The following is a 25199-nucleotide window of genomic DNA, read 5'->3' as shown; positions in this document are numbered from 1 at the left end:
GGCGGATTCCCGGTGCGGGAGCTTACCCTTACCGCCCTGACCGTCTTCGCATCCCAGAAGTCTCCAATGCCTTTCGGCGGATTCCCGTGGGGGAGTACGGTCAGTGTATGGTGCTGACAGTTAAAAGGCAAGCCGAGGTGTTTGATCTACCATCCTGAGATCGAGGGAAAAATCTTCGGAGGAAGAGCTGACATACCAACGGGATTTATCTCAAGCGACTGGCAGTAGGTCACTTTGGATTGTTGGCCGATGTCCCGGTGTTTTTGCCGCACTCCCGGTCGGTCAAATTCCTTAAAGAATGACCCGGGTGCGTTTCTCCGTAATTCTGGTCAGGTTTCCCGCGGAGCGACGGCAGCGTGCAGTAGCACGATCCAAAGTATAGGCGACGAGTGAATCAGTCTGTTCATCAATTTCAGCCAGGAGGGCATCCCACAAGCTCTCAAACGGTTCGTTCTCCAGCCAGCATTCGAAGATGGATTTCTGGACGCGGATTCCATAATCTTCGCAAACCTTTGCGACGCGGCGGAGACGCCTGGGGGCGGTGATGTCATAGACGATGAGGCGCAGCATGAGAGGGTCGCCGGGAGGCTTGGGGTGAGGCGTGTCCGGAAAGAATTCCTCCCACCAAGCGTCATCCGGGGGCGGGGGGAGGCGGGCGGAAATCATGGGAGGAGAAAGGGGTTGAGGCAGGCGGGATTCGCCAACGAGAGCTTGAACTCCAACGGGGCGGCATGGAGACAGGCTCGAAGCGTGGTTCGGTATCCTGAGCGGGGGTCGGTGAACCTGCGGGATAGACGATCTTCATATTGTTCGAGCAAAAGGGAGCGGCCCTGATCATTGAGGTAAATCCCGTGTCCGTGAGGCCTAAAATGCTTCTCCGACAGGATGCCGAGCGAAAACAAACGGAGGGTTAGAGGCTCGATGAGGGCCGGACGAAAGGGTTCCATGAGATCGAGGACGAGGGAGTGCCGGTCGTCGGTGGTTTCATGGAGGCAGCCGACGGTAGGATCGAACCCGCGGTTGAGGGTTGCGGACAGGATCTCGCCATGTACCAATGCGGAGATGAAGGACAGGACGGCGTTGACTGGGTTGCGTGGCGGACGTTTCGATCGGGAGACAAATGGAAATGCCGGAGGAAGGAAACGTGCCCATAACGGGAAATAACGTGCGGCGGCGGCTCCCTCGATGCCGCGAAGAGATTCAACAGACGCAGCGCGTTCAGCCTCACGGGCCAAGTGCTTGAATTGCGCAAGGACGGATTTTTCGGATGCAGGTCTTCGGTTATTGAGGCGTTGTAAAGCGCGGCGTCCGTTAAGAATCTTGGCGATGATTATCCGTCCGGCAATCACGGCGCGGAAACCGGCGTCCGATGTCGCCAGGTGCACGAGGCGGCGTGTCGCTCCGCGTGGCGGCGACGGAGGTTCAAATGACCCCAGATGGCGTCCCGATGATGATATGATGACCACCGGAACATCGCGGCCCATGAGGGTGGTAAGTGCGGCGGAACTGAGGTAAACCCGTGAGCCGACCAGCAGGCGTTCCGTTTCTTCGAGAGGAACACGGGTTTCCTGGCCGTCCGGCAGGACGATCAACAAACAGCGGCGGCGCAGGTGGATCCTGGTCTGCGGAGTGTGGACGGCAACAAGCATGGCGGGTCAGAAGCGGAGGTGGATGCGATGGCCCGCGATGGTAATGTGGAACCCGGAAGGAATTGGGATGAATCCTTTCCGCCGGAAGTGCAGGCCAAAGCGCACGCGCCGCAGGAAGTAGCGGAGAATCCAAGGAAAGCGTCGGTAGGAACATTCCGGTGTCTTCGCATCGTAGGTGTATCCCGGAGGTGGGCGCTGCTGTCGGGTGCGGGTGGCGCCAGGGAGCACCAACCTGAAGGTAGAGGCAGTTTCCGAAAGGAATGCGGCGTGACGAGCCCGGTCGTCCGCATAGGGTAGGAAGTAGGCAGTCCATTGACGGAGAAATACCGCCATCTCCGGCGGGGATTTTCCGGAATCCTCCATGCGGCGGAGATGGGAGATGCAACCTTCCCGGGTATTTACGTGTAAGTCTCGGACCCATCCTTCCTTTCGATGGGTGAAACCGAAGCCCAGGAACGAGCAGTCACCGAAAGGCTGGATGCTGGTTTTCGTGGGATTGATCGAGAGCCTGATAGAAGATAGCGCATCCGAGGCATACTGTAGAAATGATCCCGCTGTAATTTCATCCCGACACAGGATGAGAATGTCATCCGCATAGCGGAAGAATTGGCCGATGTTGGTGGACATGACCTGATCGAACGGGATAAGCACTGCATTCGACAGGAGAGGTGAAAGTGGGCTGCCTTGGGGGATGCCCATTGTGGTCGGCATGGGACCCAGCGGAGAAGCGACGGGAGCCGACAGCGAGCGGAGGACGAGATTTGTGAGGACGTGATCGCAGGGGGTAGAGTGCAGAACCTCAGCTATGGCAGAACGGGGAATGCTGTTGAAAAAGTCCCGGATGTCGAAGCGGAGGGCGACAGGTGATGCGAACCTGGGAGCGGATGCGAGGATGCCGTCTATTCCGGCTTGTGCACCGGTACCCGGGCGGTAAGCATAGGAGCAGGGGGGAAGCGGGCTTCCCAAGGGGGTGTCAGAGCGGCGGTGATGGCGTGCTGGATGAGGCGGTCCAGAACGGAAGGTATGGCAAGCTTGCGGGTGCCGCCGGTAGGCTTGGGTATGGAAACGGGACGTAATGGGGCGGGCTGATAGGTGCCGTTGCGAAGCGCTTCCACAGTAGCGGGCCAGAGGGTGGGCATTGCCTCTCCAAGGTCGCGGATGGTAAGGGCGTCTTCGCCGGGCGAACCGTCGTTGCGCCTGAGCCTTTCAAATGCGGCCGATATGAGCTCCGGCTGGATGATCTGCTCAAGGGTGATGGTTTCCATGGGGCGGCTCATGAGGGTGAAGCACCGTGATGGCGGTTGCCGAACAGATGGGGTTCATTGAGCAGGCGGATCGCCAATTCCTTTGCGACCGATGAAGCAAGAAAGCGCAGGAGGCCAAGCTCGAGGATAAGGGGGTTCGGCGCGGCGCAGGGCCGGATGGAGATGCGCGCCGCGGCGATCCGCGCGAGCGCCATGTTGCAGATGTCGGTGGGTGAGGAAGGCATGATGGTGGATGGAAAGAAAAAGCCCGCACCCGTTGCCGGATGCGGGCTCCCCAGATGAACAAGCAGGCCGTGAATCAGTTGATGGTCCGGTAGGCCAACCAGAAATCGAGGATGGCCCCGGCGGAAAGGCCGGAGGTTGCCGCGGAGATGTCCTTTTCGAAGAGGCGGACGGCCTTCATCCTGCGCTTCTGGAGTTCGGTTTGATCAACAGGACCGGTGAGCATGCGCGATACAAGCAGAAAGGAAGCTGGAACTCACTTTAATTTGCATGGATCAATAATTATAACTCTTTTGCCCGCTGGAGGGTATTGTATCTGTTCACATCGGACAATCGGGTTTAGAAGTGGTTTCGAAAATGCCTGGGAAGGCGAGCCAACCGGAAAGAAATTCGGATTTGTTCAGGGGATAGGGCATATCTTTAGCACGCAGTCCTGACAGATGGGAACCGACCGGAATGGATATTAGGCGCCATTTCAGACGACTTTTTAGAAGTTTTTTCCTGCCGTGGGCGTTGGCTGAAACTGATCCAAGCAAGTTCAACGTGGCGGCGAAACGAGCAGGCGCAAGCCATTCAGAACCACTAGCACGGTTCCGCCTTCATGCCCGATCACCACCAGGGGCAGCGGAAAATTCATAAACAACCCGCCGATGACAAGAACCACCATCGCCCCAATCGCGAAAGTAAGGTTTTGGCGGATAATCGTCGCCGTTCTGCGTGCCAGTTTATGCGCTGCCGCGAGGCGTTCCATGTCTTCCGATAGCAGGGCGACGTCAGCTGCCTGGAGTGCCACTTCCGAACCCGCCGCCCCCATGGCGATGCCAACATCAGCGCGAGCGAGTGCCGCTGCGTCGTTCACTCCATCGCCAACGAACGCGACTTTTCCGTTGTTGGTGAGCAACCCTACCATTTGGACTTTGTCTTGGGGTAGCATGTCGGCATGGATCGCGTCGGTTGGCAGCCCAAGTTCTTCCCCTATTCTCAGGGCGACAGGAAGGCGGTCACCAGTCATCATCACAATCTTTTTTACGCCACTTTCCCGAAGTGCTGTAAGGGCCGCTCTGGAAGTGGGGCGTAGTTGATCGGCGATGCTGACGGCTCCCAATACACGGCGATCCACTCCCAGATAAATAACGGTCTGTGAGGTGTCGGATAGACTGGCAAGAGCAGGATGATCGATCGGTGCGTTCATCTGCGCGGCAAGTCGGGGGTTGCCAGCCCATATCTGTCCATTTGCCCAAGTTCCGACGATGCCTGCACTTGGGCGGTTGCTAACGTTCTCCACTCGCGCGAAAGGAATGTCGCGCGAAACCGCCTCCCGGCGTATGGCTTCGGCACTGTGATGCTCGGATTGCGCTTCAACGCCCGCCAAAAGCGATAAAAATTGCCGTTCGTCCCCGTCGAGCGCCACGATGCCTTTTACGGAAGCTTTCCCGGTGGTGAGTGTTCCAGTTTTATCGAACGCGAAGGTGTCGATGGCAGCCAGGGTTTCCAGAGCACCTCCCCCTTTGAACAGGACTCCCCCCCGGGCTGCTGCAGAGAGAGCCGACAAAATCGCTGCCGGGACGGAGATTACGATCGCGCAAGGGCTTGCGGCCACAAGAAGAGTGGCAGCCCGGTAAAGTGCATCGTCCCAATTACGCCCCGCCCAGTAGAAGCCGACGAAGGCCAGAACCACCCCGATAAAAACGCCTATGGTATAGCGTTGCCCGAACCATGCGCTGAATCGCTCGGACGGAGCCTTGGTCGCCTGCGCCTCCGTCACCAGCGCGATCATCCGTGCGATGGTGCTTTCCGCCAAGCCCTTGGTGATCTGGATATCCAGCACCCCATCAAGGTTTACCGTTGCTTCAAAAACGGGGGCACCGGGAGATTTGCTCACAGGCATGGATTCGCCCGTGATGCTCGCCTCGTCGATCGAGCTGTGTCCGTTCAGGATCGTTCCATCCGCAGGTACCCGCGCGCCCGGGCGAAGCACCACCACATCCCCCAATCGCAGATCGGCCGCCGGGACCTCCGTAATGGTCCCGTCTTCGAACTTACGCAAGGCGGTTTCCGGGCGGAGCGCCATCAAAGCCTCGATGGCCCGGCGTGCCCGTCCCAATGCTCGTTGCTCCAAGGTGGTCGAGATGCTGAATAGCGTTAGCAGAACCGCTCCCTCAAAAGGAGCGCCTACCGCGAGCGCCGCCGCTGCCGCCGACACCATCAGAAGATCGATGTCCAGGACGCGCTCCTTCCATAAGGTGGAAAGAGCCCTCCAAGCGGTCGGCAACCCTCCTGCGAGATACACGAGCGATGATCCCGAAATAATAAAAAACCGGGAACTCGAGTCTCCCAAGGGCAAGTAGGCTCCTATAGCCAACACCATTCCAATGACTGTCAGTACGGTTAGGGCGAGAGGCGCCGCTTCGTGTTCTTGGGAGCTTGAATGATCGCGCATCGAAAGTTCTACAGCGCCCACGCTGCCAAGCACAGCTCAAATGCTTCAAGCTATTTTCACGGCGAATTCAAGCGGCTATCGCAATCGGCAGATTGTCGCCGCGACGGCGGAAAACCGCTCATTGCATCGAATCTCATGTCGTTCTTCGCTCCGGCGGTGTCTCGGCTGTGGTTGTCGAGCAACTGGATAAGTCTGATGGTTGCCCCTGAGCATCTTGAATCGGGTGGAATCCAGAGGTATCGCTTTCCAGCGATTCGGAGATCCCCCTTCATCTGAGGGAATTCTCTTGTAAGCGTCGTCGACTTTCTTGTAGTGGCGAAAGGTGCATCGCCCGGTGAGCCTTTTCCAAAATCCCATGAAACCCTGCCGAATTCCTCTGTTCCCGTCCCTCCTTATGCCGCTTGTTTTCTCGGTGGCGGCCATGAATGTCCACGCCGATCCCATCAACTGGACCGGTGCCAGCGAGGGGGCTTGGTCCCTAGGCACCAACTGGGCGGGAGGAACGGTTCCCGGCAGCTGGGATGTGGCGACCTTCTCGCAGTCCGCCAGCGTGATCAACGTCAGGCTGGATGGAGACCAGACCGTCGCCGGGCTGGAAACCCTTTCGGGAGCGGCAACCAATGTCCACAATCTGCTCGGAAATACCGTGAACCGAACGCTCACCATCGGTTCGCTGGGCATCAACCACTACAGTGGCGGCCTCACCATCGGCTCCGGTGCGGAGGGACAGAAGGTGGATGTCGTGCTGGCCGCTGGCCAAATATGGAACAGCGCCCGCGGCGGCGGCAGCGGGAGTGCCCAGGCCCTCTTCATCAACAACAGCGTCACCCTTGCGGCGGGACTCGGCACGCAGACGCTTGAACTATCCGGAAACAACACGGGGAGCTACATCAATGGCATCGTAGGTAACGGGACCGGAAGCACCCTCAACCTCCTGAAGACCGGCAGCGGCGTCTGGACCCTTAACGGCGCGAATACCTACTCCGGCACCACCCAGATCGACGAAGGCACCCTCCGTCTTGGCGCGGTGGGCGTCGCGCCCTCCTCCATCTCCGTGGCGACCGATGCAATCCTGAGTTTCCGGGTTAATGGAGGGATGACCTCTGCCGAGATGAACACTTACATCGCTGGCGCGAACTTCGCCACCGGCGCGTTCGTCGCCCTGGATACCTCCAGCGGAGGGGGTACCTATGATGGCAATTATGACTCGCCCGTGCGCCTGCTGAAGACCGGCGGCAACAACCTTGTCCTCACCGGGACCATCAATGCGAGCGCCGGCGTGGGAATCAGTGAAGGTGGTCTCATTCTGGCGGCACCCTCTCTTGTCACGGGAAATATCAGCGTGGAGAGCAACGCGGCGCTCACCGTCCGAGCGGGCGGCTCCGGCTTCACCGCAGCGGAGATTGCCGCCTTCCGCACATCCCCCTCGCTCACCTTCGCCAACGCCAGTTACTTCGGCATCAGCACCTTCCACGGGGACTTCAGCTACGGAAATGTTCTTCCGGACGCCGGGCCCGTGCGGTTCACCAAGGCGGAGGCCAACACACTCTTCCTCACCGCGCAGAATACCTACACCTACGGCACCCAGATCGCAGGTGGCATACTCTCCGTCTCCGAAATCAAGAACGGCGGGGAGGTCAGCCAGATGGGCGCTTCTCCGAACGTGGTCAACGGCCTCATCCTCGCTGGCGGTCGCCTCCAGTACACCGGAGCGGGGGATACCACGGACCGCCTCTTCAATCTCACCGCCACCTCCGCCATCGAGGCCTCCGGCACCGGCGCACTGGTCTTCGATCGGGCCGCGACCATGGGCGCGGAAGGCGGTGCCCGCACGCTCACTCTGACCGGCTACAGCGGCGCGGACAACCGGATGAACGTGAACCTGGCGAACGTGACCGGCGGCACCAACACCACCACCGTCATCAAGAGCGGTTCCGGCAAGTGGATCCTTTCCGGGAACAACACCCACACCGGTGGCACGATCGTGCGCGGCGGCACCCTCGGGCTGGACTTCTCCAACGGGAAAAAGCCCGTTTCAGACACCACCGGTCGCGTCGCCATCCAGAATGGCACGGTGGAGTTCTATGGCGCCAGTTCCGCCACCATCGGCACCCTCGCCCTGTCGGAGACGGAGAACGGCTTCGGCATCATCCGTGTTTCCGGGGGCATGGCCCTCACCGCCAACACTCTGACCAGCACCACCCAGAGCCAGCGACACATCCTCATCGACCTCCTCGGGGCGGGGAACTCCCTCACCGCCACCGCCATCACCGCTCCTGTCACCACTGGCAGCGGCGGCCTGCTCATGACGGGCGCCAACCGCGCCAATGTCGTGGTGAGGACGAACGACGGCACTTACGGCCTCGCCGCTTATGACGACGGCACCGGAGTGATCGGAACACTCAGCGACCAAGTCGAGATCGCCCCCGGTACCTTCAGCAACGTCAACATCAACACCACGAACTATCTTTTCAAAGCTGGCGATTACACCACTTCCGGCACAGGTAACCTCAACTTCCAGAGCCTGACGTTCGATTCCACGGATGATGTCATCAACCTGAACTTTGCCACCACCAGCAACAACCTCGGTCCCAACGGCAACGGTCGCGGCATTCTGCTCACCGGAACCCATGATGTGAACTTCAGCGGCGCGGGCGGGGACATCGTCGGATCCGTCTGGCTGCACAACTACCTGGAAGGCGGAGCCCAGCTCAACATCAGCAACCCTCTGGGCACGAGCGACTATCTCCTGGTGGGCGGCACCGGCTTCACCAACTTCACCGGGTCAACCCTTGCGGCGAATGAGTTCGTCCTCAACGGCGGCCTGTTCCGCATCGGCACCAACCAGAATCTCGCCGGGATCTACCGCATCAACAACGCCGTGTTCGAGGTGGGGGCTGACCTTTCCGGTAGTGCCGCGGCGGACCTTAACCAGAACACTTCGCGCTTCCGCCTCACTGGAGACGCTGGTTTCAGCGCCCATGGCGCGGACCGCACCGTTTCCCTGACGGTCACGGACGGAGATGGAGTCGTATGGGGGGCTGCCAACTTCCTCACTGACACCTCCGGCGGGGACGGTGACTTCACCTTCCGCCTTTCCTCCACGAAGTCAGATGCGACCATCGACTTCCAGTCCAAGATCAACCTCAACGGCAAATCCCGTACCGTCGATGTGGCGGATGGCTCTGCGGATGTGGACGCCCGCCTTTCCGGCGGCCTCACCGGCTCCGGCATCGCCTCCCGCTTCGTGAAAACCGGCTCCGGCACCCTTGAACTCACAGGCATCAACGACTACCAGGGCACCACCCGCGTCGAGGGAGGCAGGCTGCTTCTAGGTGGTGCCGGGCTGACTGCCACCACCGCCGTCCATGTGATCAACTCCACCCTCGGCCTGGGAACCACCGAGGTCATCAACGACAATGCCGATATCACGCTGGAAAACGGTGTCATCACCACCGTCGGCAACCAGACGGAAAACATGGGCCGCCTCATTCTCATGGGAGACAATACGCTTGATCTTGTCGGGCTGGCCAACGTCATCCGCATGGCTTCCTCCGCAGACCAGGTCTGGGGCAGCACCCTTACCATCCGCAACTGGAACGGCAACGCCGCGGGCGGCGGGCCTGACCAGTTCTTCATCGGCTCCGATGAAAGCGGCATCACCGGGGACCAGTTGTCGAAGATTTTCTTCGTCAATCCCGAGGTGGACGGCATCCTCCAGACCGGCACCTTCGGGGCCTCCATTCTGAATACCGGTGAGATCGTCGCCTTCATCCCAGAGCCTTCCATCACGCTCCTCCTGGCCGGGGCCTCCATCGGCATCACGCTTCGCAGGCGCCGTTCCTAGGTATTCATGTGGGGCTTCAATGCCGATGGAAGTTCCACATGCTGCAATCAACGTCTCCGCTTTTATTTTCCATTGATGAAGGCGGCAGGAACGAACAGTTCAATTCGGGTCTCATAACGGCCTCGATCCAAGGCAACCCTACGTGTGACCACGCATGGATTGGATTCGCCGGCCAGTGCGATTGAATATCCGCTACGGTCCATGGGGTCATCGACGATCAGGCGCAGATAAATTTTCCGCGCCCCACCTTGAGCGATACGTCCGGTCTGAATCACCCGACCGAAAATTGTCCGGTTGCCTTGCTGGATTTGCACGAATTCGCCGACGACATTGTTCAATGTGAAATAACGATTCGGCATCACGAAGAATCCCGCCGATTTATGTCCATGTCCAGCATATCGCTTCACATTCGGTTGAAATGACACATGGACTGAGATTGGCAACCGGGAAAGCCAAGTCTTGGAGGATTGCCCGGTGGTAGATACCTTTCTAAGTCATTCACCGTGATCGGAAACCGATGGGTGGATCGTGATGCTGAACGGAGTGGCACGCCTTCATAGCAGGGGAGCGGAGGTGTATGGTTGAACGGTGGTACAAGAATCAAAGTCATTCACATTGCGGTTTTCATTGCTACGACCTGCGGCCCGAACACATCCCGGCTCTATTCCTACTTTGTCCGCCAGGCCGATACGGCGCGAAACGTTCAAATATCCATGTTCTGAATAGCTCTGCGATCTTGAGTAAGCGGTAAGCGAACCACCCCGCTGAGGTCATAAGCGCCGTAGGCGTATCGGTTATGGCATTTATGATGCCGCAACCCATTTGGGCTGTCCTTGCCGGTTCAAATTCACCGGAAGCAGTTCGCCAAGATTGTGGTTGGTGGTGGCTGGCAGCCGTTCCAGGACATCCTTGAACCATGTGTGCGGATCAATGCCGTGGAGGCGGCAGTTGGCGATGAGGGTGTAGAAGACCGCCGACTTCCAGCCGCTGTCCTCCCTGCCGATGAACAGCCAGTTCTTCTTGCCGACGGCACTGGGACGGATGGCGTTCTCCACCCCGTTGTTGTCGATCTCGACCTGTCCGTGGCCAAGATACACGCCGAGCCGGGCCCAAAGTCCGAGGGTGTAACGAAGGGCGATGCCCAGCGCGCTTTTGGGAAGGATGCCATGGCGTCCCAAAAGCATGCGGAAGGCTTTTCCAAGCCGCTGGTAGATGGGAAGGCTTTCGGCGGAGCGAATGGCCGTGCGCAAAGCGGGACCGGCGCGAACCTGCCTCAGGCGGCTTTCGACGATGTAGAGGTGGCCGATCTGGTGCAGGATCCATCCGACAAGGCGCGGCGATTGATCCCGGGCGTCATGGAACTTTCTCCGGGCATGGGCCCAGCAGGCGGCGAGCCCGATCACCTGGCCCTGTGCGGCGGCGCTCCGGCGATAGGTGTCGTAGGCGGCGTAGCCATCGCTTTGGAGGATGCCCTGGAAGGCGTTTTGTCCGTCCCGGAGGATTTCGTGGAGGTGGGCGTGCGAACGACCGGGACGCCAGTCGTAAAGCACGGTTCCTCCGGCACTGCGGTAAACCCTGTAGTAGCCGGTCTTCGCCTTGCCGTTGCCGGGCTCGAGGTAACGGACGGGCGTTTCGTCGATCTGCAGATAATCGACCCCAAGCAGACTTTTCCGGATGAGCTGGTAGAGCGGTGTGAGCCGGTCGGCGGCGAGAGTTTCCCAGTTCATCATGGTCTGCCGTGGGATGGTGACGCCGTGACGCTGGCGGAACATGGCTTCCTGACGGTGGAGGGGCTGGTGCCAGGCATGTTTGTTGACGAGGATCTCGGCGATGAGACCGGGAGTGGCGAGGCAGCCGTCCTGCAACCGGGCGGGTAGCGGGGCGATGATGGGAGCGGCGGCTTTGTCGGCCAGACGGATATATTTCCTGCGGACGAGGCGGCGGCGCGAAAATTTCCCCGGCTGGTAGTCGAGTTGCTCGCTGACTTCCTCCCCAATACAACGCCATGCCTCGGGGCATGCTTTTACGGGCTCGGGATCGAGGATGATTTCCTCAACGGGAAGGTGTTCGGGCAGGCGCGCTTTGCGGGGTACACCTTTGGAAGTGCGGACGGATGGAACTTCAACCGCCGATGCGTTTCCGGCGACCACGGGCTTTTTTGAAGCATCGGGATCCAGCAGAAGTTCCAGTTGCGTGGGATCGAACTTCTCGCTGCTGCTGCCGAAGAGCTTCCTCAATACGAGATCAAGCTTCTGTCGCAGGAGTTCGTTCTCCTGCCGCAGCCGGGCGTTTTCCTCCAGCAGTCTCGCAATCGTCGTTCCGTCCATTTGCTGTATCCTGGTGGCATCCGGCATGCCATGAAGCAGCCGTCATGCACGTTCATACCATGGGCGAAGGCAGCCGTCTTTCATGTCGATTCCATCCATGAGCAAAGACAATGCTTCGGGGGCGAGCTTGAGTTTGGATTTCTTCGGATCAGCAACCTTCGGCCAACTGAAGCTGCCTTTCTCAAGCCGCTTGGCCATGACCCATAGGCCCGTTCCATCCCAATAGAGCAGCTTCAGACGGGTGCGGTTTTTGTTGGTGAAGGCGAAGACCGCACCCTGCATCGGATCCTCGGCAAGCCTTTCGCTCACCAGCGATTGCAATCCGTTGAATGACTTTCGCATGTCGCATGGCTCCAACGCCACGAAGACACGGAGATTGCCGGCGAAACTCAGCACGGCCGCAGGGCGTTGGCGAGTTCAACTGCCAGCGGAACCGAACCGCTGCCGGTGACGCGGATGGACAGGCCTCCGGGCAACAGGATTTCCACCAGGGCTGCCGGAGTTCTGTCTTTCGCGCCCGGTGGCTCGATGGCAGCCGGCAGATCTACCTCCGCCAGGGTGAGTTTCAGCGTCTCGTTGATGGCCGGCTTTTCCACAGGATAGAGACCCCGTTCACGCCGACGCTTCTGAACCCAGCTGGCGAAGGTCTGGTAGTTGACGCCGTGCAGGCGGGCGAATTCCAATCCCTTGAGCCCGCTTTCATCGAACGCATCCAGCAAGGCTTTGCGATGCTCCTTTGACAGCGTGATCCGTCCCAGCGCGTCGGTCTTCAAGACCGTAGTCGTAAGTGCCATAGCGTAAGCGCTCCTTGCAGCCCCAGTTGAGAGTTCAGGCCATGTGGTTCAGGATGGCCGGTTCTCCTGCGGGCTTCCAGTTCCGGGGCAGAAGAAGATCAATCTCCAAATTCTTCATCGCGGGCAGGCGTTCCAGCACATCCCGCAGGTAGGCATAGGGTTCGTGACCGTGCCGTTTCGCGCTTTCGAGCAACGTGTAGAGGATCGCGCTGGTCTGCCCGGTACCTTCGCCTCCCACGAAGAGCCAGTTCTTCTTGCCCACCGCTGTCGGACGGATGGCGTTCTCCGTCAGGTTGGTATCGATCTCGACCTCCCCGTGGATGAGGTAGGTTACAAGCTTCGGCCAAAGCGTCAGAGTGTAGTCGATGGCACGGCCCAGCGGGCTTTTCGGCAAAACCGATACATCCGAACGGAGCCGGAGGAGATCCTCCCGCAGGCGTTCGATGACGGGTTGGCTGTCCCGCTGGCGGATGAGCGTGCGCTGTTCCGGTCCGGCACGGCTCTGGCGCAGATCCTTCTCGACGAGGTAAAGCCGGGCGATGGCCCTGAGCGGTCCGGCAGCGGAGTGCTGTCCGGTTTGCAGGGCTTCGTGGAATTTCCTCCTCACATGCGCCCAGCAGGCGGCCTGCTGGATGCCGGGATGCTTCGCGGCGTGGACGTTGTAGGCCTGGTAGCCATCGCTCTGGAGGATGCCCCGGAAGCCGCCGAGCAGATCATCCAGGCAGGCGCTGCCACGGCTGGCATGCCATTGGTGGAGGACATCTCCACCGCCGGGGCGGTGCAGGGTCCAGAGGTAGCCCTGGCCTGTTTTGCCGGTGCCGGGGGCGAGGTATTTGACGGGAGTCTCGTCGGCCTGGAGGTAGCTCCCGGCCAGCAAGTCCCGATGGATGTGCTGGTAGAGCGGTTGGAGCCAGAAGGCGGCGAGCTCCGCCCAGCGGCACAAGGTGTTGCGGCCGATGGGGACGCCGTGGCGGCTGGCGAGGATCTTCTCCTGCCGGTAAAACGGCAGATGGTCGCAGTATTTGGAGACGAGGGTGTGGGCGATGAGCGCGGGAGTGGCGCTCAGCCCATCCTGCAGCCGTGGCGGAAGCGCCGCGGTGACGGGAGCGGCGTCACGATCCGCCACGCGGACGAAGACAGGGCGCACGAGCCGGTGGATGAAGATCTTCCCGGGCTGGTAGTCGAGCCGGTCGCTGTGTTCCTCGCCGATCCTGCGCCAGGCATCCGGACAGGCTTTGACTGGCTCGGGCAGAAGCACTTCCTCGACGATGGGAAGGTGGTCGGGAAGCCGCTGCCGCCTCGGCTTGCAGGCAGGCGGATCAGGGTTTGCGGCGCTTGATGCGGCCTCCTCCGGTGCGCCCGCGTCCAGGGAGGCCGGAGATTTTCCCGGCGGCGTGCCTTCTTCGCCGCCCAACAGGAGTTCGAGCTGGGCGGGATCGAGCGTCTCGCTGCTTTTGCCGAAGAGTTTCCGCAGTACGAGGTCGAGCTTGCGGCGCAGCAGTTCGTTCTCGCGCTCAAGATGGGCGATGCGGTCCAGCAGCTGTTGTTCGCGTTCGGGCGTCATCCTGATGACCATGAGCTACGATGAATGGCGTAGTGATGGCAAGGATGGATCACCCCCGTTCATACCACGGACGCATGCTCGCACCCTTCAGGTCGATGCCATCGGTGAGCATGGCCAGCACTTCCGGGGCGAGCTTGAGCTTTGTCTGTCCTTCCCCGGAGGGCTTCGGCCAGGAGAAGGTGCCTTTTTCCAAACGTTTGGCGTGGACCCACAGACCGGTGCCATCCCAGTGAAGCAACTTGATGAGGGTGCGGCTTTTGTTGGTGAAGGCGAAGACCGCACCTCCGCGCGGATCCTCGCCCAGATGGGTGACGACCAGTGCATGGAGGCTGTCGAAGCTCTTGCGCATGTCGCAGGGTTCCAGCGCGAGGAACACGCGAAGGCTGCCGGAGAGCGTCAGCATGGGCGGGAGGAGGAAAGATGGCGCAGCAGCTCGGCCACCCAGGGAAGATGCTTGCGGGAAGCCACGTCGACATGGAATCCATTCCCGAGGGAAATCCGAAGCGGTTCCGGAAGCGGGGTGGCATCGCCCGATCCCGGCAAAGCCTCCATGATGACCTCGGCGAATGCGGGGCCATCATCCTGGTGAAGTCCTTCCGCTTTTTTCCGCCGGCACTGAACCCAGTTCGCGAAGGTGGGATACTTGATTCCATGCAGGCGGCTGAAAGCCATCGCCGATTGGCCACTCCGCTCGAAGGCGTCCAGCAGGACCTCGCGGTGCGCGGCGGGCACCAGCACCCGTCCCCTGGAATCAGCCCGGATCAAATCAGATCCACCATCGGTATCGGTCATAGAGGTCATTCATACCTACCTATCACCTCTATGACCGCTTATGGAACGGGTGCTGCGAGGAGCGCATACGCCATAGCCGTATAAAATACGATACTTAGGCACGACCGCCTAGTGGGTGCCGGATTTACCGCTTACGAACTATTCCTCCGGGGAATTCGCCACCATCTGCTCCCGCCTCGGAACCGTTCTCATCCACACCCCGGTCCGCGATGGGGCGGCAAAGGGAAAGATCGAGCGGTTCTTCCGTAAGCGTGTTCCCTGCCACCGTGCGATCACCGTTGCTCCGGCAGTATCGTTGTCGTCATAGTGAGAGGTTGTATGACGACAACGACTTCACGCGGCAGTCCTGTGCTTCCCCAGGCATTCCGCTAGCCAGGCTGCGGGCGTGAGGCGGTTTCCTTCACGGGCGGTCATGCCGGGCAACCGTTCCAGGACATCGGTGAGGTAGTCCGCCGGAGCAATGCCCAGGCGGCGGCAGTTCTCCACGATGGTGTAGAGGACCGCGGTCTTTTGTCCGGCTTCCCCGCTGCCGATGAACATCCAGTTCTTCGCACCCAGCTTGGTCGGCCTGATGGCGTTCTCCGTCCCGTTGTTGTCGATCTCCACCCGGCCGTCGCCGAGATACACCATGAGGTGCTCCCACTGGTTGAGTGCGTAGCGAATGGCCTTGCCGAGCAGGCTCTGCGGCAGGATGGAACGGCGGCGGGAGAGCCGGTCGATGGCTTGCCGGAGCCGTTGGTGGATGGGACGGCTTTGGGATGCCCGGATCGCCTCGCGCAGCGCGGGTCCGGCGCGTTGGTCCCGCAGCTCCTTCTCGATGCGGTAAAGGTGGCCGAGCTGGCGCAGAAGCCATGCGGTGAGTTTGGGCGATTGATCCTTGGCTTCGAAAAACTTCCTCCTCACGTGGGCATGGCAGCCCATCAGCCGGATGTGGGGCTTGCCCTTCGCCCACGCGAGGTAGGCGCTGTAGCCATCGCACTGGAGGATCCGCGTGACGGGATCATTCCCGAGGACATCTGTGATGCCGCCCTGGTCGCGGCCCTCGCGCCAGTGGTAGAAGACGCTTCCTCCGGGCAGATGGCTGGTCCAGAGATAGCCGGTGGCCGCCTTGCCTTGGCCGGGGACGAGGTATTTGATGGGAGTTTCGTCAATCTGTAGGTAGCCGCTTCCGCGGTGTTCATCCCGGATCTCCCGGTAAATGCCGCCGAGCCAGTGGGCCGCCAGATCCGCCCAGTCGCAAAGTGTCCGGCGATGGAACGCAACTCCCTGGCGGGTGAAGATCTCCGCCTGCCGGTAATACGGAAGGTGGTGGGCGAAGCGGTTGGCGACAACCTCCGCGATGAGCCGCGGGGTGGCGGTGCAGCGGTCCTGCAAGGATGGGGGCAACGCGGCGATGACAGGCTTCCCCAAAGGATCTCCCCTGCGGACGTATTTGGGACGCACCAGACGATGGCGGAGGAACCTGCCGGGACGGTAGTCGAGCCGTTCGGTGACTTCCTCGCCGATGCGCCGCCATGCGGTGGGATCGGCCAGCACGAAGTCGGGCTCAAGGGTCTCCTCCTCCACGGGAAGATGCTCCGGGATGCGGGGCGAATGCGGGCCTTTCCGTGGGCGGGAAGGAGTTGGTTCAGCCGCCGGTCCTGGGTCTGCGGACTCGGCGGCCACGGGCTTTTTTGCCGCATCGGGATCCAGCAGCAGTTCGAGCTGCGCGGAGTCGAGAACCTCGCTCTTCGAGCCAAAGATCCTTTTGACCAAGGCATCGAGCTTCTGCTCCAGAAGGATGATGCGCTGCTCCTGCAGGGCGATCTGTTCGTCCTTGCGGGCGATCTCATCAAGCAGCTGCTTCTCCCGGTCCGGTTCCATGAAGATGCCGCCTACTACGCCAGATGTCGTAGCTGATGACAAGCATCCGCTTCATCCAAGTTCATACCACGGGCGCTTGCAGCCGTCCCGCATGTCGATGCCATCCAGCAGGAACCCCAGTGCGGTGGAATTGAGACGCAGTTTGCCGTCGCGGACATCGGTTCCCTTCGGCCAACAGAACGTACCGCGTTCCAGCCGTTTCGCCAGAACCCACAGCCCGCTCCCGTCGAAATACAAGATCTTGAGCAAGGTCCGGCGCTTGTTGGTGAAGGCGAAGATGGCTCCGTTCCTCGGATCTTCCCGCAGCTTGTTGGCAACGAGGTCGTGCAGACCGTTGAAGCTGCGGCGCATGTCACAAGGCTCCACGGCGACGAATACCTTCAGGCTGCCGGAGAAGGTCAGCATGGCCGGGCGAGCTGGCGGAGGAGTTCCACGGCGAGACCGAGCTGGGCACCGCCATGAATGGCGATGGAGGCTCCTCCCGGCAACCGCACCTCAAGGGGCGTGGTGGATGCTGGTGGTCCTTCCGCGCACTCCACCTCCGCCAGCAGCAAGGGGAAGGATCCTCCATCAGGAGCAGCCATTGAGGGATACCCTCCGGTCCGCCGCTTCCGCTTCTGGAGCCAGGTGGCGAAGGTCTGGTATTTGACCCCATGCCGGGCAGCGAACTCGGGGCCGCTCAAGCCACTCGATCCATAAGCATCGAGCAGAGCCTCCCGCTGCGAGGCGCTGGTCCTCACCCTGCCGATGGCGTCCATCCTGATCAGCTTCCCGCCTTCCTCTTTCGTTGTCGTCATAGCCACTATGCCTATGACGACAACGATACTGCTCCTGCAACAGTGTTCAGGAGGTGCTGCGGACCACGCTTACGTTCTTCCGCACCGTGCGCGAGCAGTTCCTGGTCCGCGATCTCAGCGCCATCACCTCGCTGCGCCAGCTCAACGAAGCCTTCACCCGCTGGGCCGAGGAAATCCGTCCGGAATCCTACGATCACAATTCGGCAACGAGGTACGATGAAAGCTCAGCCCGTAACACTTACAGACGTTTAAGCCGCACGCCAGACCTTTGCTGTTTGTTTTGTGAGGAGTTGTTATTATTCGCCTCCGATGAGGTTGTAGAAGAATGAGTCGCAGCCTTCTCCACTCAGGCCGGCTTCCACGGTCATGGGGGTGGTGAAGGCGGCGCGAAGGCCGACCCGTCCGGCGATGGCGGCGGCACCCATGGATTCGATATTGATCAACCAGTTGCCAAGCAGACTGAGGGCGGTGGGGGAGATTCTTTCAATCGTATTGACAGCGCCCAAGACCGCGGGAGTGGCGGCGACGCTGCCAATAGCGCTTCCGAATGCGCCGCCGGCTCCTCCGGTGAATGTTCCAATGGCGGCTTGCCTGAGGAAACGGCCGGCGGTGTATCCATCGAGGCCTTCGTCTGTGAGGCTGAGGCAAAGGATGTCCAAGAGCGGTGCGGCGACAGCACCGACAGCGGCGTTGACCGCGACGGCCTTGAAGCTGATGGTGAACAGGACTCGAGAGCCGAGCGAGACTTGAAGGGAGCTTGCGAATCCAACTTCGGGAAGGGATACGGAGATCGTTCCGGAGGGATCGATGAGGCCGAGGGGATCGTTGAAAACGTAACGTTGGAAGTTGAAATCCTGAGCGGTGAAGCCGAGTGGATCATCCGAGAGGAAGCGGCCGGTGAAGGAGTCCAGCACCCGGCGGCGGTAGTGGTGAAGGCCGCCACCGAGGTATTCCCGCCCGGTGAAGCCGTGGCGGAGGCGGATGAGATCGGCCTCTCCGGTGACCGGATTTCCGAAGGAGTCGTAGGTGATGGTGGCGGTGACGTTGGCGTTGTCATCGGTGGCGTAGCGGACGGAGCGGAGGTGATCCGTGAGCATCCATTCGACGCCCTCTCCGGGTGTCCAGCGGGCGAGGAGGCCATCGATGGTGTCATCGTAGAGATACCTTGCGGTGACGGTGCCGTCGGGGGTGGTTTCCGCCCAGGGGTTGTTTTCCCAATAGGTGGTGAAGGTGTTCACACCATTGACGGTGCGGCTGATGAGGCGATCGAGGGGATCGTAGCGGAAAAGGGTGGACGAAACCACCGTGCCGCCGCTGTTTTCGGACGCGATGGAGAGGATGCGGTTCCGGTGATCATAGGTGAATCTGCGGATGTTTCCGGTGGTGAGGTCCGTCTCGGTGATGAGGTTGTTTTCCGCATCATGGGCATAGGTGCGGGATGCATTTCCGGTGACCAATCCGAGGGCGTTGACGGTGGTGGCGCCGCCTTTGTGGGAATTCGTGCGGTTCCCCAGACGGTCGTGGGTGTAGGACTCGTCCGGGAGCGCCGAAGGGCCGTGGGTGGCTCCGGTCAGTTGTCCCAGGTTGTCATATTGGTATTGGGAGGAGATCCCCTGATGGTTTTGCTGCAGGAGGCGTTTGTCCGGACCGTGATCGAATTCGAAATTTGATCCGGGAGCGACGAGTCCTCCGTCCGGGCGCAGGTGCTGGATGCGGGTGACGGTGCCTTCGAAAGGATCCCGCTCCACAATGCTGCGGGATACGGGAATGCTTGCGAGTCCGTCTGTAAAGCGGGCGATTTCCGTGACGAATCCGTGAGAGTCACGGCCGTAGGTAACGGCGCTGCCGGGGAGGGTGCCGCCGGACCAGATGAGCTTGGTCAAGCCGCCTTCCGAGTCATATTCCCGCCAAACGCTGGCCCCGGACTGATCGGTGATGCTTTGCACCCGTCCGTCGGTGCCATGGGTAAGGGAAAAATCGAACGAGGGAATCCCAATGGAGCCGGCGTTGTGCTGGCGGCTGAGCCTCCCGCAGTTGTATTCGTAATTGAGGACGGTGCGGCTGTCCGCGAGGCGAAGGGGACGGCCCAAAGAATTGAATTCGTAGGTGAAGGTTTCAATGGGCGCGGTGCCTCCGGGGGCAAACCACTCCTCTTTGGTGACACGATTCTGGAAATCGTATTCAAAGGTGCGTCTGCGACCCATGCGATCCGTGATCGTCGTGACATTTCCGTTTCCATCGTAAGAGCAGAGGGTGTCCCTGCCGATCGAGTCGGTAGTTTTGTAGACGCGGCCACCTGGGGTGTAGTCGTAGGTGGTGGTCTTTCCGGCGGGATCGGTAACGGAGGTGATGCGTCCGGCGGCGTCGTATGCGATGGCGGTGACAAGGTCGTCCGAGTCGTTGCCGTTGTCGGTGATGATTTTGGTTTCTCTGATGACGCGATTTGATGAGTCATAAACCATTTCGGTGATTTTCCCCAAGCGGTCGATGACGCGGGTGGGGTTCCCGTTTGCATCGTAGGTGAAGGTGCCGGACTCGCCCTGGCCATCGATCTGCTCGATGAGTTGGCCTTTTGAATTGTATCGGAAAGCGAGTTCGCTGCCAGGCTCGACTTCTGCACCGATGATGCGTCCGGCGGAATCGAACCGGAATTGTTTGGTTTCCCCTTCGGCGTTGATGACCGAGGAGGGTTTGCTTGCTCCGGCCGAGGCGTATGTGAGCAAGGTGGTGGAGCCATCGAAATTGACAATTTCCATGGGTCTGCCTGCGGTGTCGTATGCGACGGTCCGTGTCTGTCCGGAGCAGTTGACGAATTTGACGAGGTTCCCTCTCGCGTCGTATTCCGCGAGAATGGTGTAGAGTTGGATCCCGTCTTTGTCATTCAGGGTCAGCGAGGTGGGTTGACTGCGATCATTGTAGGCGACGTTCCTTCGGTTCCCTCCGGCGTCGAGAATCGAGACCGGATTTCCACGGGGGTCGTAGGTGATTTCGGTTCGGTTGCCGTTGGCGTCAGTGATGGCGGTTTCCTTGTCAGGGTTCGCAGAATCGGCGTATTCGAAGAAGGATGTTCCGCCATCGGGGTCTGTTTCCTGGACGACATTTCCGCGGGTGTCATAGCGGAGGGTGGTGACATTTCCCAAGGCATCGGTGCGGGTGCCTTCGAACTGATTGATGGCGACGGAGTTGCTGGAGATCGTATTTCCGTCTGCATCTTCGACGCGGACGAAGCGGCCGTTCTCATAGATCACCCGGCGGGTAAAGCGCCCACGCTCCGTGTCCACGGGATTGGCGACCGTGGAGAGGAAGTGGGCGGGGTTGCGGAGATAGGTCAGGGTGGTGGTTCCGCCGACCGGATCGTCGATGGCGACGAGGTCGCCGTTGGCATCGTAGCGGTAGGTATGGACCGCGCCGCCGGGAGCGGTGATGGAGGTTACCCTGCCGCGCGAGTCGCGGGCGATGGCGACGCTTTCGCCGGAACTGTGGGTGATCGCGTTCCGTGACACCGTGACCGACTGGTTGTTGCGGTCGGTGATCTTTTTGAGTCCGGTGCGCTGGTTGTAGTCGTAAACGAGGCCGTCCTTGGTGGTGAGCCGGTAGTTCTCCGGATTGTATCCGAAGGGGAGGAGCGGAGTGTAGGCGGCGCCCGACGCATCCAGCTCGATCCGCTCGTAGTCGACGGGTGCGATGGTGAGCGTCTCATAGACTCCGGGATCCGGCTCGAAGTAAGGCTCGTAGTCCACATACAGGAACCGGTTGCGCGGGTTGCGGGCGTTGAAGGTGAACCCCACCCGCCTGCCTTCCGGTGTGGTCAGGAATACCCGGGTGCCGATCTCGAAGGGGGTGGCAAAGAAGTAGCTGTCTCCGGTGTCCGGCACGGTTTCACGGATGTCCGGGTCACCGATGCCGAGGCTCCAGCCATAGCCGAAGTCGCCGGAGCGGTTTGAATTCAGCGTATCGTAGATGCGGTTGATGCGGATGGGGATGCCGGCCAGCGGAAGGACGAGATCGTCGAACTCCAGGCGGAAGTTACCCAGCTTCGCTTCACCGGAAACGTGGACCATCATTCCGTCCGCGATGCCCCTGCCATTCGTGTTCGTCGCCTTCAGACGCAGGACGTAGGAGCCGTTGCGGAGGGAGGTGGGATCGATCTTCCCGAGAAGCTGGTCGTTGGTGGCCGTGGTCCCGGAGCCCAGCTCCACCCAGTTGGCGCTGGCGTTCAGATTGGTGAGGGGAACCTCCTCGGAGGGGGCAATCTCCAGCTTCCATGATGCCAGGCTACCGGTGCCCGCCACCACGGTGCCACGGACATCCGTGATGTAGTCTACGCTGGATTCCGCGGCGGGCGCGGTGAAGGCGACCGAGGGCATGCTGGTGTCACCGGTATCCAGTTGGATGGTGGCAAGGGACCCCAGGCCGTTCGTGTTGAAAGCCCGCAGGCGGATGATCCAGAGACCGGTCTGGAACAAGGGATTGGTGAGTGGGGCGAGGCTTTCCTGCGTTTTCTCCGTGGTGCCGGTGGCCAGTTCCGTCCATGAGACGGAGGGATCATTGAGATCCTCCGGATTGACCAGGGTGCGCGGCACATAGTCCACGATCCAGTTCAGGAGGGTGCCGCCATTCGCGCTGACGGTTCCTGCCAGCGTGGTCCTGTCATCACCCGCTTTGACGGGGGAGGTGATGCGTGTCACCGGGCGGTTGGCGTTCGCGGGGATCACGCCCGTGGAGCCGTCCGGACCAGCATAGCCGCTGGCCACCGGGTTGTAGATCAGCGTGGCGATGCGACCTTTGCCGTTGGTGTTGATGGCTGTGAGCCGGAACACCTGGGTCTGGTTCGGGAAGTTGGCGGGATCGATGGTGGTCAGCAGGGCGTTGGTGGCGGGGGTGGTGCCCTGCGCCAGGATGGTCCAGGTGACGGCCGGGTCCTGCAGATTGGCGGTATCCACCACATTCCGCGGGGCGTGGTCCAGCACCCAGCTCTGCAGGGTGCCGCCATTCGCGGAGATGGTCCCGCGGATGAGGGTGGGATCATTGGAAACGGAGAGTGGTGAGGTGAAGCTGGCGAGTGGCGTCGCACCGTTGCCGGTGCCGGTGGTGCTGCCGGGGCCGGAGATGTTGTTGGAGCGCGGGTTGAGGACCACGCTGGTCATGGCTCCCAGACCATTGGTGTTTTCCGCCCGCAGGCGGAAGGCGATCAATTCGTCAGGATAGTTCGCAGGCGTGATGACCGCCACGGATTGCGCCGCGAGCGGGGATGTCCCTTGCTGGATCGTCTGCCAGAGAACGGCGGGCGAATTGAGGTTCGAGAAATCCACGGTGCGGGCGGGGGCCCATTCGAACACCCAGCGCTGGAGCGTGCCGCCATTCGGCGTGACGGTTCCGGTGAATGCGGCGGGGTTGTCCCCGGGGCGGAGAGGCGACTGGAAGGACACCAGCGGCCGCAGATCGGATGGATTGCCGGTGGTCTGTCCCGGTGGGGAGATGACCACGACATTGGGATTCTCCGTCGGCGGGGCATTCGGATCCAATACCCTGATGTAGGAGGTGATGGAGGAGGTCTGGCCCGCGGAATCAATGGCCACCGCCTTCAGCTCCACGGACCCGATGGCGCTGAACTTGGTGGTGTGAACCCCCTGATCATCGAGCGGGACTTCGAAGTCGTCGATGAACAGCCGCATGCGGCGGACTTCCTGGTCATCCGTGGCGATGACCCGGAATGAAATGTCCTCGCCGGGCAGGACTGATGGCGCGGTCTTTGAGATATAGACGGTGGGAGGTTCGTCCACCGGCGTGACATTGACATCGAACTCCTGGGTGCCGGTGAGTCCCTCTTCATCCGTGGCCACGATGCGGAACGGAAAGGTTCCGGGGGTGGTGGGCTGCCACAGGAGGGAGCCGGAGGTTGCATTGATGGTCGCTCCCGGCGGACCCTGGCCGATGGAATAGGTGACCGAACCTCCATCCGGATCCACCGCTTCGGAATCGTAGAAATAGATGTTGTTGAGCGCTTCCTGGGTGAAGCCTTTGTAGATCACACTGTCCTGGGAATAGTTGTAGAAGCCGAAGCTGCCGCCGGTGAACGTGTTGTCGTTCACTTCCATGCGGTCCAGCAGGGTTCCGTCATCTTTCCGCACTTCCACCACGATGCGGCCTGGCGTGAAGTCCAGGGTGATCCTGTATTCCTGGAAGTCCACCCACGGGATGTCATTCGGAGGCGACAGGATGGTCATGTTCGGGCGGTTCTCATTCGACCACCAGAAATCCGCTTCGGTGAAATTCCCGGCGCCCGCATCGAAGCGCTTGATGCACATGCCGCGCAGCGCCGTGCCGCCCAGCGATCCCTGGGTCGCCTGTTTCCAGTCGAATACATAGAACTGCTTGCTGTTCTGGTAGCCGAAGATGAATCCCATGAAGTCATCGTCCCCGGTGGTGTCCACCCGGAAGGATCCGGTGATGCGGAGGTTGAGGAACGATTGGTCGCTGATGAGGGCGGATGGTGCGGAGTTGATCCTTTGCTCCACGGAGAGACCGTCCGGTTCGATCACCCAGTTGGCGGCTCCCTGGCTGCCCGGCCAGCGTTGCACGCTCCAGGTGGACAGGTTCAGCGGCGCGGCGGCCTGGACCTGCCCCAGCGAAACGCCCGGAGGTGGAGTGGTGATGAAGTGGGGGTGGAAAGCCGGAGGGCCGGAGTAGTCGAATGCCAGCGTGTCCGCGGCGATGACGCCGCCTCCGGCATCGAGCGCCTCGACGGTGAGCGAGTAGGAGCCGGGAACCAGGGCGGCTCCGTTCAACTGGTCGATGAAGGCTTTGTCCAGTGCCGCCGCCCCCATGGATACCAGAGCGGTGATATCCGCCGGAGTGCCATTCCCGAGACGTGCCCGCCAGGACACCGCCTCCGAGGCCCCCACGCTGCCGAAGGCGGAGGCATAGAGTCCGGTGTTGTTGTCCGTGGTGCTGTCCCCCGTGTCGTTGCGGAGGAAAAGATGGATGGCGGGCGCGGGGGGGAGGACCGTGAAATAGTTGCCGCTGACCGTGCCGCGGTCACCCTCGTTGACGTAGTCCGTGAGGTCGAAATCGAGGAATGACTTGAAACGCTGCTGGCCGAGCGACTGCTGCCAGGTTTCCCGCAGCACCGAGGCATCCCGGAAATCAACGTCCCGGTCCCCGTCGGTGTCGCCGGAGTATTGGTGGAAGCCGAAGGTATGGTCATCCACCGGGATGCCCCCGGCGGCATTCATGTCCCGCCGGTGTCCATCCAGCATGGTGTCGATCTCGATCCACGCGATGTAGTTGCCATCGGGAAGCAGCGCGCTGCGGTCTTTCTCCACCATCCAGTTGGCGGAGTTGTTGCGCGGGTCATAGATCAGGGTGGTCCCGGAAAGATCGACCAGATTGCCGGTGGCGATGTTGCGCACCTTGAGGCTGCCGGCATTGACCATCCGGGAAACGTTCCGGTCGAACCTGACGCCGATGGACTGGATCATCGAACGCTGCGGGGTGCCCGCATTGATCCAGGAGGCGGTGACCGCCGGCGGTGAGTCATCCTGGGCTGAGCCGTGGGAAAGCGGAAAGAGGGTGAGGCCTAGGCAGGCGAGGAGGGATTTGGCGTGCATGGCAGAAAAATGGCGGGTGGACGGGCGGC

20 protein-coding genes are annotated in these 25199 nt (G+C 60.9%); 2 read left to right on the top strand and 18 right to left on the bottom strand.

The window, feature by feature from the left end; all coding sequences use genetic code 11:
* Nucleotides 1-291 precede the first annotated feature (291 nt).
* The 7 genes from cas2 to KF712_16230 form a co-directional block, all read right to left on the bottom strand.
* Nucleotides 292-570 (bottom strand): CRISPR-associated endonuclease Cas2, encoded by a 279-nt coding sequence (gene cas2 / locus KF712_16260; protein MBX3742541.1) that lies wholly within the window; start codon nt 568-570, stop codon nt 292-294.
* Nucleotides 571-662: 92 nt separating this feature from the next.
* Nucleotides 663-1649, bottom strand: coding sequence for a CRISPR-associated endonuclease Cas1 (gene cas1, locus KF712_16255; GenBank protein ID MBX3742540.1), 987 nt, complete (start codon nt 1647-1649; stop codon nt 663-665).
* Nucleotides 1650-1655: 6 nt separating this feature from the next.
* The gene (locus KF712_16250; protein MBX3742539.1) at nt 1656-2615 is read right to left on the bottom strand and encodes a group II intron reverse transcriptase domain-containing protein; all 960 of its coding nucleotides are present in this window, start codon (nt 2613-2615) and stop codon (nt 1656-1658) included.
* Nucleotides 2549-2914, bottom strand: a complete 366-nt coding sequence (locus KF712_16245) for a hypothetical protein (GenBank protein ID MBX3742538.1) — start codon at nt 2912-2914, stop codon at nt 2549-2551. Before KF712_16245 ends, KF712_16250 begins: the two co-directional genes overlap by 67 nt.
* An 8-nt stretch (nt 2915-2922) precedes the next feature.
* On the bottom strand, nt 2923-3138 hold the full coding sequence (locus KF712_16240; protein ID MBX3742537.1) for a hypothetical protein: 216 nt from the start codon (nt 3136-3138) through the stop codon (nt 2923-2925).
* Nucleotides 3139-3212: 74 nt separating this feature from the next.
* Complete coding sequence (locus KF712_16235) at nt 3213-3362, bottom strand: hypothetical protein (protein MBX3742536.1); 150 nt, start codon at nt 3360-3362, stop codon at nt 3213-3215.
* Nucleotides 3363-3674: 312 nt separating this feature from the next.
* On the bottom strand, nt 3675-5576 hold the full coding sequence (locus tag KF712_16230) for a cation-translocating P-type ATPase (GenBank protein MBX3742535.1): 1902 nt from the start codon (nt 5574-5576) through the stop codon (nt 3675-3677).
* Nucleotides 5577-5931: 355 nt separating this feature from the next.
* Between KF712_16230 and KF712_16225 the strand changes: the two genes are divergently transcribed.
* Nucleotides 5932-9423, top strand: a complete 3492-nt coding sequence (locus KF712_16225; protein ID MBX3742534.1) for an autotransporter-associated beta strand repeat-containing protein — start codon at nt 5932-5934, stop codon at nt 9421-9423.
* A 62-nt stretch (nt 9424-9485) separates the two neighbouring features.
* Here KF712_16225 and KF712_16220 read toward each other — a convergent pair whose 3' ends face one another.
* From KF712_16220 to KF712_16175, 10 genes are all read right to left on the bottom strand, one after another.
* Nucleotides 9486-9848: a hypothetical protein gene (locus tag KF712_16220; GenBank protein ID MBX3742533.1), complete on the bottom strand. Its 363-nt coding sequence runs from the start codon at nt 9846-9848 to the stop codon at nt 9486-9488.
* Nucleotides 9849-10226: 378 nt separating this feature from the next.
* A complete protein-coding gene (locus KF712_16215) occupies nt 10227-11750 on the bottom strand; it encodes an IS66 family transposase (GenBank protein ID MBX3742532.1) in 1524 nt (507 codons plus the stop codon).
* Between the two features lie 42 nt (nt 11751-11792).
* The gene (gene tnpB, locus KF712_16210) at nt 11793-12146 is read right to left on the bottom strand and encodes an IS66 family insertion sequence element accessory protein TnpB (GenBank protein MBX3742531.1); all 354 of its coding nucleotides are present in this window, start codon (nt 12144-12146) and stop codon (nt 11793-11795) included.
* A complete protein-coding gene (locus KF712_16205; GenBank protein ID MBX3742530.1) occupies nt 12140-12523 on the bottom strand; it encodes a hypothetical protein in 384 nt (127 codons plus the stop codon). The genes tnpB (KF712_16210) and KF712_16205 overlap by 7 nt, the downstream gene beginning before the upstream one ends.
* A gap of 55 nt (nt 12524-12578) precedes the next feature.
* A complete protein-coding gene (locus KF712_16200) occupies nt 12579-14108 on the bottom strand; it encodes an IS66 family transposase (protein ID MBX3742529.1) in 1530 nt (509 codons plus the stop codon).
* A 49-nt stretch (nt 14109-14157) separates the two neighbouring features.
* Nucleotides 14158-14511 carry an IS66 family insertion sequence element accessory protein TnpB gene (gene tnpB, locus KF712_16195; GenBank protein MBX3742528.1) on the bottom strand — a complete coding sequence of 118 codons (354 nt, stop codon included), beginning with the start codon at nt 14509-14511 and terminating at the stop codon, nt 14158-14160.
* Nucleotides 14505-14900, bottom strand: coding sequence for a hypothetical protein (locus KF712_16190; GenBank protein MBX3742527.1), 396 nt, complete (start codon nt 14898-14900; stop codon nt 14505-14507). The genes tnpB (KF712_16195) and KF712_16190 overlap by 7 nt, the downstream gene beginning before the upstream one ends.
* Before the next feature lie 333 nt (nt 14901-15233).
* The gene (locus tag KF712_16185) at nt 15234-16763 is read right to left on the bottom strand and encodes an IS66 family transposase (protein ID MBX3742526.1); all 1530 of its coding nucleotides are present in this window, start codon (nt 16761-16763) and stop codon (nt 15234-15236) included.
* Nucleotides 16764-16814: 51 nt separating this feature from the next.
* Entirely contained in the window at nt 16815-17168 is a 354-nt protein-coding gene (gene tnpB, locus KF712_16180; protein ID MBX3742525.1) for an IS66 family insertion sequence element accessory protein TnpB, read from the bottom strand.
* Nucleotides 17162-17560 carry a hypothetical protein gene (locus KF712_16175; protein MBX3742524.1) on the bottom strand — a complete coding sequence of 133 codons (399 nt, stop codon included), beginning with the start codon at nt 17558-17560 and terminating at the stop codon, nt 17162-17164. The genes tnpB (KF712_16180) and KF712_16175 overlap by 7 nt, the downstream gene beginning before the upstream one ends.
* A 53-nt stretch (nt 17561-17613) precedes the next feature.
* On the opposite strand from KF712_16175, the gene KF712_16170 reads away from it, so the two are divergent.
* Complete coding sequence (locus KF712_16170) at nt 17614-17889, top strand: hypothetical protein (GenBank protein ID MBX3742523.1); 276 nt, start codon at nt 17614-17616, stop codon at nt 17887-17889.
* On the opposite strand, the gene KF712_16165 is transcribed toward KF712_16170, so the two are convergent.
* The gene (locus tag KF712_16165; protein MBX3742522.1) at nt 17857-25170 is read right to left on the bottom strand and encodes a hypothetical protein; all 7314 of its coding nucleotides are present in this window, start codon (nt 25168-25170) and stop codon (nt 17857-17859) included. The two genes, KF712_16170 and KF712_16165, sit on opposite strands and share 33 nt — an antisense overlap.
* Nucleotides 25171-25199 lie beyond the last annotated feature (29 nt).

Source organism: Akkermansiaceae bacterium, assembly GCA_019634595.1.
Lineage (GTDB): Bacteria > Verrucomicrobiota > Verrucomicrobiia > Verrucomicrobiales > Akkermansiaceae > Luteolibacter.
Note: the sequence above shows the minus strand (reverse complement) of the source record. Positions and strands in the feature narration are given on the sequence as shown.